This window comes from Nocardia sp. XZ_19_231 (assembly GCF_015355705.1).
Lineage (GTDB): Bacteria > Actinomycetota > Actinomycetes > Mycobacteriales > Mycobacteriaceae > Nocardia > Nocardia salmonicida.
This window is the reverse complement of the sequence record NZ_JACUZI010000012.1, coordinates 104,770-117,893: the sequence shown is the minus strand read 5'-3', so window position 1 is coordinate 117,893 and position 13,124 is coordinate 104,770. Positions and strand designations below refer to the sequence as shown.

Genomic DNA, 13,124 nt, shown 5'->3' with positions numbered 1-13,124 from the left:
ACCCGCAGGTCGGTGGCACCTATGAGGTGGTCCACCACACCCAGTTGCTGAACCGGCTCGTGCGTCAGAAGCAGTTGGTTCCGGTCGCGACGGTCTCGCAGAACATCACTTATCACGATCCGTGCTACCTGGGTCGGCACAACAAGATCTACAACGCCCCCCGTGAGTTGATGGAGGCGTCGGGCTCGACGTTGGTGGAGATGCCGCGTCATGGTGAGCGGTCGATGTGCTGCGGTGCCGGTGGTGCTCGGATGTGGATGGAAGAGCAGCTCGGTAAGCGGATCAATGTCGATCGGGTCGATGAGGCGTTGGCGACGAATCCGACCAAGATCGCGACGGGGTGCCCGTTCTGTCGGGTGATGCTCAATGACGGTGTGACCGCGCGTCAGGAGCAGGGCCAGGGCGAGGGTGTCGAGGTTGTCGATGTTTCGCAGTTGATGTTGGACTCGATCACTCGGATCGACGCGGAACAGTTGTCGGCGAATCTGGTTGTTGTTCAGGAGCCCAAGGCTGAACCGGAACCCGAGGTGGAGCCGGAGCCGGTGGCCGAGGTCGCGACCGCGACCGCCGCGCCGAAGGCTGCGCCTGCTGGTGGTGGTCTGGGGATGAAGGGTGCCGCGAAGGCTCCCGGTGGCGGACTCGGCATGAAGAGTGGCGCGAAGGCACCGGGTGCGAAGCCTCTAGCCGCCGGATCTCCCACGGCAGAGGAAAATTTCCGGTAACCGTATCGATATCTACGGTATGGCAATGTAATTCGCTCTACATGTCGATGTGATGATGTTTTTCCGGTATCACCCCAGGTGGGTTACACGGAATCGATGACGATGCGAAAATGTCCTCGGACCGAGATCCGGTCCGGCAGAGGATGTTCCGCCGGATTCGGCGGGCAGACTGGAGGGGCAGGATGCATTTCTCGCGATTCAGCTCGATCGCCGTTCTCGCGGCAGGAGCTGTCGGCCTCGCGGCCACCACCACCGCGCAGGCCGCACCATCACCAGCGGTTCCGACCGTGCAGGGCGTCGACAGCGGCGTGGCGTTCACCGCGAGTCCACTGACTGATGGCTCCGGGCTCACGGTGTCCGCCCCGGACGGCACGTTCAGTGTCGCCGGTGGCGCGGTCACGCTCACGAACCGGGAGGGTCGGGTGGTCGCCGCGGTGCCGACCCGCATCATCACCGGCGCGGGTGATTTCGACCTGGTGGCGGGTATCTCCGCCGACGGCCGTTCCGCGACGCTGACTCCCACCGCCGCACCGGCCGTCGTCACCGCCAACATGGCGGAGTTCATCGACGCGGCCGGTGACGTCGAGGCTCGCAAACAGCACAACGCGGGCATCGGCGCGCTCATCGGCGCAGGCATCGGCGCAGTGCTCGGCTTCTTCCTCGGCGGAGTCGGCGCACTGGTCACCATCCCGATCGGTGCGGGCATCGGCGCCCTCATCGGCTACTCGACGCCGTAGCGGGTCCTGAGTGGTGGTCGGCCATCGGACGGCCACCACTCACACCGCTGTCCATGCCCTTCGGTCGACCGCGGCCGGAAGCGGTGCGGATCTGGTGACTCGGCCTTCTCACCTGCGCGACTAAGGTCGGCAGGGTGATTCGGTGGACCGAGCCCAGGAGGCAGCGATCATGAACGCGTCGAACGAACGCACACCCAGCGGGTGGGAAGAGATCATCGCCGCGGATCCGGGGCATTCGGCGCGGTATGTGGAGCGGTTTCGGGACCTCGCTGCGCAGGGGACCGACATTGTGGGCGAGGCGCGGTTGATCGACGCGATGCTCGGGCGTGGTAGTCGCGTGCTCGATGCGGGGTGTGGGCCGGGGCGCACGGGCGGATACCTGCACGACGCCGGGCACACGGTGGTGGGGGTCGATGTCGATCCGGTGCTCATCGATGCGGCGCGCGCGGATCATCCCGGTCCGACGTGGCTGGTCGGCGACCTGGCCGAACTGGATGTGCCCGCCGCCGACTTCGACGCCATCGTGTGCGCCGGCAATGTGATGACATTTCTTGCCCCGTCCACCCGGTCGGCGGTGCTGGCGGGATTCGCCGGGCATCTCGCGCCGGGCGGCCGGGTGGTCATCGGGTTCGGCGCGGACCGCGGCTATGAGTTCGCCGAGTTCCTGACCGATGCCGCATCTGTCGGTCTCACAGCCGATCTACTGCTGTCGACCTGGGATCTGCGGCCCTTCACCGACGACTCCGACTTCCTGGTCGCGGTGTTCTCGCACGCACCCGGCGCGAACGCACGCACCCGGCGCGACGCATGATGGGCAGCGACGAACGATAGACCGGGAGGCACGGGCGTCGGAGATGACGGTGGACGAGGTGATGGCCGAACTGGCCACCCTCGACGATCCCCAGATGCGTGCGGTGAACGAGAAGCACGGCGACGATCACGGCGTCAACCTCACCAAGCTGCGCGCACTGGCCAAACGCCTGAAGACCCAACCCGTCCTGGCCCGCCGGCTCTGGGACACCGACGACACCGCGGCGAAACTGCTCGCGCTGCTGATCTGCCGCCCGAAGATCTTCGAGCGGGACGAGCTGGACGCCATGATCCGCCAGGCGCGCACCCCCAAGGTCCACGACTGGCTCGTCAACTATGTCGCGAAGAAGAACCCGCACGCCGAGGAACTGCGCACGGCGTGGTTCGCCGACCCGGATCCGGTGGTCGCGAGCGCGGGCTGGGCGCTGACCACCGAACGAGTCGCAAAGAAGCCCGATGGCCTCGACCTCACCGGTCTGCTCGACCTCATCGAGGCACAGATGAAGACCGCACCCGATCGCCTGCAGTGGGCAATGAACCACTGCCTCGCTCAGATCGGTATCGACCATCCCGACCACCGCGCCCGCGCACTCGACATCGGCGAGCGTCTCCAGGTCCTGAAGGACTACCCGACTCCCCCGGGCTGCACCTCCCCGTTCGCACCCGCCTGGATCACCGAGATGGTGGGTCGGCAACACGGCTGACGCCGACCGGGAACATCGCGGCCGCGGTCACCAGGACCCGAACACACGCATCGGTCACCGACGAGCCGTCGACCCGCCGTACTCCCGGAAGTTCGTCACCCGTTGTGGCCCGATGGCCGTTAGCGTGTCGGCATGGGTGTGGATGAGATCTGTGATCGGTTCGTCGAGGACTACGCGGCCGCCGATCCGGTCACGGCGACCATGTTCGGCATCGCGGGGCACGACGATCGCCTGACCGACTATTCGCCTGCCGGACACGAGCTTCGGGCGGATATCGCTCGAAACGCAGTGCGCGCCATACTCTCCGCACAACCCGCCGATGACGGTGAACGGGTGGCGAAAGCCGTCTTCGCCGAACGCATAGGGCTCGACGTGGAGATCCATGACGCCGGGCTCCCGCTCGCCTCGCTCAATGTGATCGAAAGTCCGGTGCAGAACATTCGAATGGTGTTCGACGTGATGGCCGCCGAGACCGCCGCGGACTGGACGGTGATCGCGCAGCGTCTCGCGGGGGTGCCTGCCGCGCTCGCGGGTGTGCGTTCGTCGTTGCTGGTCGCGGCGGAACGTGGACAGATCAGCGGGCTACGACAGGTCGTCAAAGTTGCCGAGCAGGCCGACACCTGGGCCGGTTCCGGTGGGAGGGACGGATTCTTCACCGCCTTCGTCGCCGCCGCCGCGGAGATCGACGGTGCGCCGCTGGCGCGACTGCACGAGGGCGCGCACGCGGCGCAGCAGGCCTACGCCGAATTCGCCGAGTTTCTGCGCGCCGAGCTCGTGCCCCTGGCTCCCGCCAACGATGCCGTCGGCGAGCAGACCTACCGGCTCTGGTCGCGCTATTTCACCGGCGCCGACCTCGATCTCCGGGAGGCCTACGACTGGGGCTGGGCGGAGTTCGCGCGGCTCGAGACCGAGATGCTGACCGTCGCTGCCCGGATCGCGCCGGGGGCCTCGCTCACCGAGACGGCGACCGTGCTCGACGCCGACCCGAAGTACCAGGTGAGCGGGCAGTCGGAGCTTCGAGCGTGGCTGCAGAAGATGTCCGACGAGGCGCTGGAGTCGTTGCGCGACACGCACTTCGATATTCCCGATGAGCTCATGCGACTGGAAGCCACGATCGCACCGCCCGGCGGGGTGGTCGGGGCGTATTACGTCGGGCCCAGTGCGGATTTCAGCCGTCCCGCGCGCATGTGCTGGTCGGTGGAGCCGGGGAAAGAGGACTTCGCGACCTGGCGTGAGGTCAGCACCGTCTACCACGAGGGCGTGCCGGGCCATCACCTGCAGATCGCGACCGCTGTGCGCGAAGCGGATTCGCTGAATCAGTACCAGCGGATGATGTCCTTCGTCTCCGGGCACGGCGAGGGCTGGGCGCTCTACGCCGAACGCCTCATGCAGGAACTCGGCTATCTCGACGACGACGGCGATCTGTTCGGCATGCTGTCGCAGCAGCTGTTTCGCGCCGCGCGGGTGATCGTGGACATCGGAATGCACCTCGAATGGGAGATCCCCGCGGGCACCGGCTTCCACGAGGGCGAACGCTGGACTCCTGACCTCGGCCTGGAGTTCCTGCTGACCCGAACGGTCACCGATTCGACCACGGCCCGCGACGAGATCGACCGCTACCTGGGGTGGCCGGGACAGGCGCCCGCGTACAAGCTCGGTGAACGTCTGTGGCTCGCGGCCCGCGACGAGGCGCGCGAACGAGCGGGCGCGTCGTTCGATGCGAAGCAATTCCACACCCGCGCTTTGCGATTGGGCGGCATGGGACTGGATACCATGCGGGCGCAACTCGCCGCCATGGAGTGAGGACTCGTCAGAACAGGCTGGTCTGCGCGGGTTCCGGAGTCGCCGTGATCGTGGGGTCGAGTTCGATGCGGCGACCGACGAGCCGGGTGTCGTTGACCAAGACGAGTTCGCTCGCGCCCGCGTGGTCTCGGCACGCGATGGTGTGACCGTGCGCGGTGACCGCGTCGATGACGTATTCGCCTGGTTCCCCGGCGATTTCGGTGGCGACCGGGAAGCGGCCGTGCGCGAGGATCGTGGCGTAGAAGTCCCGCCCGCCCGACCAGGCGATGTCGGTGCGCGTGATGTCGGCGGGCAGTGCGCTCGCGGCATGCTCGGCCGCGTCGGCGACAGCTGATTCCAGGGCCGCCCACGGACGCAGCGGTTTCGTCAGAATGCGGGTCTTGGTGACACCGGCGACCGCCTGACCGATGCCGGCTCGCTCGGTCACCGTCCGTTCGAGGTCTCGGACATGGAGTCCGTCGGGGGAATCGGTGATGAATCGAGCGACCAACGCACCCTGTTCGAACAGACGGCGATTGCGCCGCGACGCCGAGGCCGTTCCGACCTTGGTCATCCCGTCACCGAAATACGCGATGTAGAGATGGTGCGGCTGCGACATGTAGTCGCGAACCTGTTCGGGCAACGCCGTGAGCGGACCGCGATGGCTGTGCACCACCGACCACCCCTCGTTGATCCGGCACTGCTCGCACTGGCGCCCCGCGTCGAGCCGTGCGCGGCGAGGACAGGCCAGCCGCCCCCGACGCCCACCGCCGAACCCGTTGTAGCCGAGACAGAATCGGCCGGAATCGGTAATCCGGAAGGCCAGCCGCGTGCCGACACCGGGCATCAGCTCGGTGGTCCCGTCGTCGCCGAGCAGCTCGTAGAACCATCGACCCTGCTCGTCCCAGCGAGTGCCGCAGTACAGGGCCGTGGAGATCATCGGTCGAACCTACACCGGTCAGTCGGTGCGGATCACAAGTCGAGGGCCGAAAGATATCCGAACGCCCAGTAACCCCTGCCCGATTTCCCCCACCGCGAATCGGTCACCTACCTTGAGCCCACAGCAGGGGTGCGAAACTGGTAAGGGGAAAACAATGGACGATCTCGAGCTGCTGCTCGACACGGGATTCAGTGTGACATCGACTGTACAGATGGATAGCCTGACGCATCAGCTGATGGTCGCCGTCGAATCCTGTTCCCGTAACGGAATTCCCTTTCCTCGAATCTGGGAGGAGGTCGAGGACGCTCTCGACATGGTCCCGGCGGATATCCCCGCTGAGTACCGCACGGAATTGAGGCTCTACCTCAGTGATCACGTAATCTCGGCCTTCATGAACGTACCGTCGGACGCGAGAGTGCTCCCCGACATCTGAGTTGTTTCGGACCGATGCCAGTCCTCGATCACCGGCATTGGACAGTTTCCAACGCACCGCCGCCGAGCCTTCGCCGCTGTTAGCGTGCGGCGGTGCGTATCCGGATAGCATCGCTACCGCTCAGCAACCGGCGACACCGCCCGCTTGTGAGCCCGCACAACCTGCCTATCAGGGGATCGTGATCCCACCAGGCCATTCGATGGGACCGACGACTACGACCTCCGATGTGGCTATGTTGCGATTCACACAGACTCACGACCAGCCCATTCGCTGTCTGCCCCGACGGAGTGCCTTCGATGAATTCTTCAGCCATGGATCGGATCTACGATCCACTCATCATCGCGAACGGTCGAACAGCCTCGAGTTTCCTGGGAAACGCCGACGAGTTGGTGTCACAGCTCGTCTCCTATTTCGCCGAGAATGTCATGCCGTGCCAGGCACTGCCGAGCGAGGCGATGCGCGGTGATGTCACCGAGTTCACCCGCCGCTGTCTGATCCTGGCGATGGAAATGCTGGACAAGCGGACGACCCCGTCCGAGCCGCAACTGGTGGCGCTGCGTGCGGCATCCGCCCAGCACGCACGCGAGGGTGTACCCGTGGGGACACTGCTGCGCGCGTACGCCGAGGGGTTCCGGATCGGCTTCGAACTCGTGATCGGGCAGGTGACCGCGGCCGATCTCGCCGAGGTCGTCGCGGGTACGCGCCTGCTGCTGCGCACGCTCGAGGTCATCAACGCGACGGTGACGAGTGCCTATCTCGACGAGCAGCGCCAGGTCGCCAAGGAACACCAGACCGGTGCGCAGACGATGATGTCGGCACTATTGAGCGGCCATGGCATCGGCGCCCTCACCCGGCAGACCGGGATCAGAGTGGCCGACTCGTATCAGGTAGTGGCGCTGATGATTCCGGAACTGCCCGAGGAGCACGACCCGCGCGTCGACGCCCAGGTGGTCGCGCGGCGCAAACTTCGACGCGTGCAGGCGGCGCTGGCCGATGCCTTCGCCTCCCGGTCGCTCGCACTGCTGAGCACCACCGGCGGAACCCTGCTGATCCCGAGCGACGAGCCCGACACGGCGCGGATGACCGGCGACATCCTCGCCACGATCAGCGCGACCTCGGGGGTCGAACTCACCGCGACCGTGGTGCCCGCCCCGACCGACCAGATCCCCAAAGCCACCGAGGAAGCACACGAGCTGCTCGATCTGGTGCGTGGCATCGCCAGACCCGCCGGCCTGTACGAGCTCTCGGATGTGGCGATCGAGTATCAGCTCACCCGTCCCGGTCCGGCGCGTGAGCATCTGGCCGGTGTCATCGCCCCGCTCGCCACCCATCCCGAACTGCTGGAAACCCTGCGGACCTACATGGCGACCGGTCTCAATCGCAAAGCCACCGGCCGACGACTTCATGTGCACCCCAACACCATCGACTACCGCCTGCGGCGGGTGAGCGGCCTGACCGACCTGGACCTGACCACCGCGGAGGGCATTCTGCGGGCTCGCATCGCGCTGCTCGCCGACGACATGGTGCATACCCGGGGCGCCGCGTAGTTCCCACGCGACGACCCGGGCCCAGCTCACGCGATCAACGCACCGGCTGCCGCGACACCGGATCGGTAGCAGGCTTCCAACTGTGCCCCGAGTAGGTAGTCACCCGCGAGCTGTAGTCCCGCAACGGATTCGGCTTGCTCGCGCAGAGCCGTGCGGAATCCGGCGTGATCGGGGAGGTAGGCGCAGTGCGCCGCGGCCCAACTGCGCGTTTCGGTGCGTACCCTCGCGATCGACGGTCCGCCGAGATGACCTCGGACCTTCGCCTCGGCCTCGTCGATCCAGTTCGCCAACTGTTGCGCATCCGGTATCGGCCGGGCATCGCGCCCGCTGAAGGTGTAGCGGACGATATCGAGATCGTTCACGCCGTAGACGCCGGCGGCACTGCACGGCCCCGAGTCGAACGCGATCGATCGAACGGTGCTGCCGAAGAACGGCCGCTCGTACTGCACCACCGCGACCGTGGACGGCTGGTAGGCCACCTGGCCCAGCACCTTGCTCAGCGCGGGAGCCACGGGTTCCAACAGATTCGCCGCCGCGTACGCCGGGACCGCCAGCACTACACCGTCGTAGACGGAAAACGTCGTGGCGCCACCGTTTTCGGAGGTATCGAGTCCGATCACCCGGCCCTCCCGCAGCACGATGCGGTCGACGCGGGTGTTGAGCCGGACCGGCACCTGCCCGGCGAACCAGTCCAGGACCGGCTGCAAACCGTCGACGAGTTGGTCATATCTGTCCTGCACCATGCCGAGGCTCACCCCGAACGCGCCGAGGTACACCTCGTCCGGTTCGGCGGCGTTGAGCCGAACTGTCAACGGCCGCAGCACAGTACGACCGAAATCGGCGCCGAAGTGCGCGCCGAGCGCGACGTCGTCGCTGTCGGTTCCCGCTTTACCGAAGTAATCCGACCCCAGGTAGCGGTTGCGTTCGTCGAACCGCACGCGCGCACCGTAGTAGAGCATGCGCGCCGCGTCGATCGGCGAACCCATCCGCAGCAGATGGCGCAGGAAACCGGCGATGCCGGGGTTGTCGAGTGTCACCAGTTCGCCGTTGACGATCTGCGAGCTGTTGATTCCGAACGGCTCGTAGGTTCGCTCCCCGGACGCGGCGATGAATCCGCGCAGCTGCTGGTAGTGGCGACCGATGTTCTTGCCGCCCATCATGATCGGCCGACCGCCGAGGCTGTCGAAGCCGCAGCGGCCACCGAGCACCGCGTCCCGCTCGATCAGTTCGACGCGGTGGCCCGCCCGATGTAGTGCGAAGGCGGCGCCGATGCCGGACAAGCCGCCACCGATGACCGCGTACCGTTTCGGCGATGCTGTGGTCATGATCCGAGGTTCTCCTGTCGTTGCCCGGACACGGGATAGTGCGCCAGCTCGACGTGCGCGAGGGCGATGCGGTTGCCGTACTGGTGCAGCGCGACCTCGACCGTGATCTCGTCCAGGTCGAGATCGCCGACGGCCGCGGTGGTGCAGGTGATGGGGGCGTCCAGCTCGGCGAAGTCGGTGAACTGGGCTTCGAGGTCGAGTACCGCGGCGACCGGCGAGGCGAGCAGACCCGCCGCGGTCGCCGCCAGCACCGCCGCTTGCCGGAACACCTCGAGTAGCAACGGCCCTGGCACATGGTCGTATTGGTGGTCGAAGAAGCTCGGATGCCCGCGATCCACCACCACGACCAGGTTCTGCGCGGCGGTTCGAGCGAGCACGACATTGCGGGGGTCGCGCCGCCCCACGAGTTCGGGTGCCAGGCGCCGCACCGCCTCGGGACCGACCGCGCCGAGCGCCGAGCGCTTGCCCTGCTGGAGTTCGCGGAACTCGTCGTATGCGTCACGGGGGAAGGTGATTCCGCTGCCGCGCACAGTCATCGCCAGCGCTCCGTGGATGCTCAGCGTGGCGCCGAAGGACACGTCATGGTAGTAGCCGCGCCCGGTACCTGCCGCTCCCGGTCGCAGGCGCACCACGCCCTCGAGCGGTTCTCGTTCGCTGTCGCGGAACAAGCTGAGGTCCTCCACCGCGAACGCCATCCGCTGCAGGCTGGCCGGTGCGTCGGCGGGAACACCGAGGTGTCGTTGACCGACTACGAGCAGTGCCTGCCGGACGGCCTCGACGGCGGAGAACGGATCATGGTAGGGAACCAGCCGATCGAACCACAGCGAGTGCGCCCGCGGCACCTGCACGGCGGCAAGGTATTCCGAGCTTCCGACCGTCGCTGTGTCGGCGACGTAGACCTCCGCGAGCCCGCGCCGGTGGGCCAGCGCGGCGGGCACCAATTGTTCGAAGCCGAGAGTGCCACGCACCGGCGACAATCGCCCGCTCATGCGAGCACCGCCTCGTGGGTCGACGCGTCGCTCCAGATCCGGGCGGCGAGTACAGCGCCGAGCGCCCGCGGGGTCGGGTGGGTGAACAGGTCCTCCAGTGAGAGAGCGGTGCCCGCAGCAGCATTGATTCTGCCGCGCAGTTCGAGGGCGGACAGCGAGGTGAGTCCGATGGCGAGAACCGTCGCGTCGAGATCGATCTCGTCTTCGGTGAGGTCGATGAGGATCTCGCGGATCTGATCTACCACGAGTCGCACCGCGACATCGGAGCGCTCGTCCTCGGGGACGCTCTGCCAGTCCGGACGCAGGGGCGCCACCTCCCCCGCCGGTCCCTCGCGCCGACCGGCGCTCCGGTCACCGGCGAGTTCGGCTCCCGCGACGCCGATCATGCTCTCGAGTACGGCGCTGTCGGTGTGGACCCAGTAGCGGCGGTGCTGGAACGGATAGGTCGGCAGATCGACCGCCCTGGTGGTGTCGTCGGAACACAATGCCGACCACCCGACTTCGGCACCGGCAACCCACGCTGCCGCAACGGCTTTCACCGCCGAGCCGACTTCGTCGGCACCGGGACGCAGCACCGGGACCGCCGTGCTGCCGGTATCGGCGAGCGCCTCGTAGACCAGGCCGGAGAGGGTGTCTCCCGCGCCGAGTTCGAGGTAGGTGACGACGCCGGATTCGTGCAGCCGCAGCACACTGTCGTGGAAACGCACCGGCTCACGGGCCTGACGTACCCAGTAGTCGATCGAAGTCAGCTGTCCCGGTGCCGATTCCGTGCCGGTCACCGTGGAAATGATGGGGATGCGCGGTTCCTGGAGCCGGACGCCGGCCACGACAGCGCGGAACTCGTCGGCGATCAGATCCACGTGCGGCGAGTGGAAACCACGGTCGACGCCGAGCCGGGTGACCCGTCGACCACGTTCCCGCCAGTACCGTGCGAGCTCACCGACCGCCGCGACATCGCCCGCGATCACGGTGGCGTTCGGCCCATTGGCCGCGGCGACCGACAGTTCGGACTCTCGACCGGCGATCGAGTCGGTGACCTCGGCGCAGGATGCCCGCACCGAGACCATCGCACCCACGCCCATTCGTTGCATCAACCGACCGCGCGCCGCCACCACCGCGATCGCGTCGTCCATCGACAGCACACCCGCGACGTGCGCGGCGCAGAGTTCACCGACGGAGTGCCCGACGACGAAATCCGGTGTTGTTCGCCAGGATTCGAGCAGCCGGAACAGTGCCACCTGCAGTGCGAAAACGGCGGGCTGGGTGTATTCGGTCTGTGTGAGCCGTTCGCCCGTTCCGAACATCTCCGCGCGTAGCGGGTGGGCGAGATGGGCGTCGAAGCCGGCGCAGACGCTGTCGAGAGCCTCGGCGAAGATTGGGTACGCGTCGTACAGCTCGCTGCCGATGCCCGCGAGTCGGTCGCTCTGACCGGGGAACATCATCGCCAGCTTGCCGCCGGTGCCACGATGCGAAAGGACTGCCGAGGGGGCGGTGTGTCCATCGGCGATGGCGGCGAGCCCGTCCAGGAACTCACCGCGGGTGTTAGCCACGACGACGGCGCGATGGTCGAATCGCGTTCGCGTGGTTGCCAAGGAGTGGGCGATGTCGGCGAGGCGGTGCGAGGAGTTCGCGACTGCCTCACCTACACGGGCCGCTTGGTCGCACAGTGCGGCGGCGGTGCGTGCCGACAGCAGCCACGGCGTCGGCGGGTGTGCGGGCGCGGGTGTCGGTCGGTCATCGGCCGCTGAGGTTCGCGGCGCTTGCTCGACGATCACGTGGGCGTTGGTGCCGCTGATGCCGAAGGAGGACACCCCCGCCCTTCGTGCGTGCTCGGTGCGCGGCCACGGTTGTAGTCGCAACGCCAGCTGGATGCGATCCTCGGTCCAGTCGGCGTGCGAGGTCGGCGCGTCGACATGCAGTGTGGGCGGGACCATCTCGTGGTGGATCGCCTGGACCACCTTGATCAGTCCGGCGATCCCCGCGGCCGACTGCGTATGTCCCATATTCGATTTCACCGACCCCAGCAACACCGGCGGCGCACCGTCGCGCTGCCCGTAGGTCGCCAGCAGGGCCTGTGCCTCCACCGGATCGCCCAGCACCGTGCCGGTGCCGTGGCCCTCCACCAAGTCGATATCGGCGGGGCGCAGACCTGCGTTGGCCAGCGCGGATCCGATCACCCGCTGCTGAGCCGGGCCGCGTGGTGCGGTGAGCCCGTTGGACGCACCATCACTGTTCACCGCGGAGCCGCGCAGCACCGCGAGTACCCGGTGCCCGTGGCGCTGCGCATCCGAAAGGCGTTCCAGTAGAACGAAACCCACACCCTCACCCCACGCGGTGCCGTCCGCGCCCGCGGCGTAGGACTTGCACCGCCCGTTCGACGCCAGCGCACGCTGACGGGAGAACAGCGCGAACGGCATCGGGGTGGACATCACCGTGACGCCCCCGGCGAGTGCCATCCCGCACTCCCGCAGGCGCAACGACTGCATCGCCTGATGAATCGCGACCAGCGACGACGAGCAGGCGGTGTCGACGGTGACCGCCGGACCTTCCAGACCCAACAGATAGGCGACCCGACCCGCCGCCATCGAGGCGTGATTGCCGGTGAAGTAATAGGTCTCCGCACCGTCCCAGGCCTGGGTGGCGCCGAATCCGTACCCCTGATCACTGAATCCCACGAAGACACCGGTGTCGCTGCCGCGCAACGTCGTCGGGTCGACGCGGGCCTGCTCCACCGATTCCCAGGCGAGCTCGAGCAACAGCCGCTGCTGCGGGTCCATCGCCTCGGCTTCGCGCGGGCTGATCCCGAAGAACCCGGCATCGAACTCGCCCGCGCCCTCGAGGAAACCGCCTTCACGCACATAGGATTTGGCGAACTTGTCCGGGTCGGGATCGTAGAACCCGTCGACGTCCCAGCCCCGATCCGCCGGGAACTCGGTGATCAGGTCACGCCCCTCGATCAGCGCCTGCCACAGATGATCGGGTGATTCGATCCCGCCGGGGAACCGACACGACATTCCCACGATCGCGATCGGTTCCCGCGCGCGTGCCTGCTCGTCACCGAGCTGCTGTCTGGTCTCCTGCAACTGCCGGGTGGCGCGCTTGAGATAGGCGCGCAGTTCCGCTTCGTCGGCCATT

The 13,124-nt window shown here is 67.1% G+C and carries 11 protein-coding genes; 7 read left to right on the top strand and 4 right to left on the bottom strand.

The genetic code is table 11. The annotated features are described in order from the left end of the window. From IBJ82_RS32430 to IBJ82_RS32410, 5 genes are all read left to right on the top strand, one after another. On the top strand, positions 1-722 hold a 722-nt coding region (locus tag IBJ82_RS32430; RefSeq protein WP_228538003.1), incomplete at its 5' end, for a (Fe-S)-binding protein. Positions 723-904: 182 nt separating this feature from the next. Continuing rightward, positions 905-1,459: a hypothetical protein gene (locus IBJ82_RS32425; protein WP_194829784.1), complete on the top strand. Its 555-nt coding sequence runs from the start codon at positions 905-907 to the stop codon at positions 1,457-1,459. Positions 1,460-1,628: 169 nt separating this feature from the next. Beyond that, on the top strand, positions 1,629-2,270 hold the full coding sequence (locus IBJ82_RS32420) for a bifunctional 2-polyprenyl-6-hydroxyphenol methylase/3-demethylubiquinol 3-O-methyltransferase UbiG (protein WP_194829783.1): 642 nt from the start codon (positions 1,629-1,631) through the stop codon (positions 2,268-2,270). Positions 2,271-2,313: 43 nt separating this feature from the next. Then, the gene (locus IBJ82_RS32415) at positions 2,314-2,973 is read left to right on the top strand and encodes a DNA alkylation repair protein (protein ID WP_194829782.1); all 660 of its coding nucleotides are present in this window, start codon (positions 2,314-2,316) and stop codon (positions 2,971-2,973) included. Between the two features lie 132 nt (positions 2,974-3,105). Next, positions 3,106-4,776, top strand: a complete 1,671-nt coding sequence (locus IBJ82_RS32410) for a DUF885 domain-containing protein (RefSeq protein ID WP_194829781.1) — start codon at positions 3,106-3,108, stop codon at positions 4,774-4,776. A 7-nt stretch (positions 4,777-4,783) separates the two neighbouring features. On the opposite strand, the gene IBJ82_RS32405 is transcribed toward IBJ82_RS32410, so the two are convergent. Next, the gene (locus IBJ82_RS32405; protein WP_194829780.1) at positions 4,784-5,695 is read right to left on the bottom strand and encodes a DUF2797 domain-containing protein; all 912 of its coding nucleotides are present in this window, start codon (positions 5,693-5,695) and stop codon (positions 4,784-4,786) included. 154 nt (positions 5,696-5,849) lie between these two features. Here IBJ82_RS32405 and IBJ82_RS32400 point away from each other — a divergent pair, with 154 nt between their 5' ends. Together IBJ82_RS32400 and IBJ82_RS32395 are read left to right on the top strand one after the other, a co-directional pair. Beyond that, the gene (locus IBJ82_RS32400; protein ID WP_194829779.1) at positions 5,850-6,128 is read left to right on the top strand and encodes a hypothetical protein; all 279 of its coding nucleotides are present in this window, start codon (positions 5,850-5,852) and stop codon (positions 6,126-6,128) included. A gap of 296 nt (positions 6,129-6,424) precedes the next feature. Beyond that, a complete protein-coding gene (locus tag IBJ82_RS32395) occupies positions 6,425-7,675 on the top strand; it encodes a CdaR family transcriptional regulator (protein ID WP_194829778.1) in 1,251 nt (416 codons plus the stop codon). Positions 7,676-7,701: 26 nt separating this feature from the next. Here the strand turns inward: IBJ82_RS32395 and IBJ82_RS32390 are convergent, their stop codons facing one another. Genes IBJ82_RS32390 through IBJ82_RS32380 form a run of 3 tightly spaced genes read right to left on the bottom strand, consistent with a single transcriptional unit; the run spans position 7,702 to position 13,123 of the window. Further along, on the bottom strand, positions 7,702-9,000 hold the full coding sequence (locus IBJ82_RS32390) for an NAD(P)/FAD-dependent oxidoreductase (protein WP_194829777.1): 1,299 nt from the start codon (positions 8,998-9,000) through the stop codon (positions 7,702-7,704). Then, complete coding sequence (locus IBJ82_RS32385) at positions 8,997-9,989, bottom strand: AfsA-related hotdog domain-containing protein (protein WP_194829776.1); 993 nt, start codon at positions 9,987-9,989, stop codon at positions 8,997-8,999. The genes IBJ82_RS32390 and IBJ82_RS32385 overlap by 4 nt, the downstream gene beginning before the upstream one ends. After that, on the bottom strand, positions 9,986-13,123 hold the full coding sequence (locus tag IBJ82_RS32380) for a type I polyketide synthase (protein WP_194829775.1): 3,138 nt from the start codon (positions 13,121-13,123) through the stop codon (positions 9,986-9,988). The genes IBJ82_RS32385 and IBJ82_RS32380 overlap by 4 nt, the downstream gene beginning before the upstream one ends. Position 13,124 lies beyond the last annotated feature (1 nt).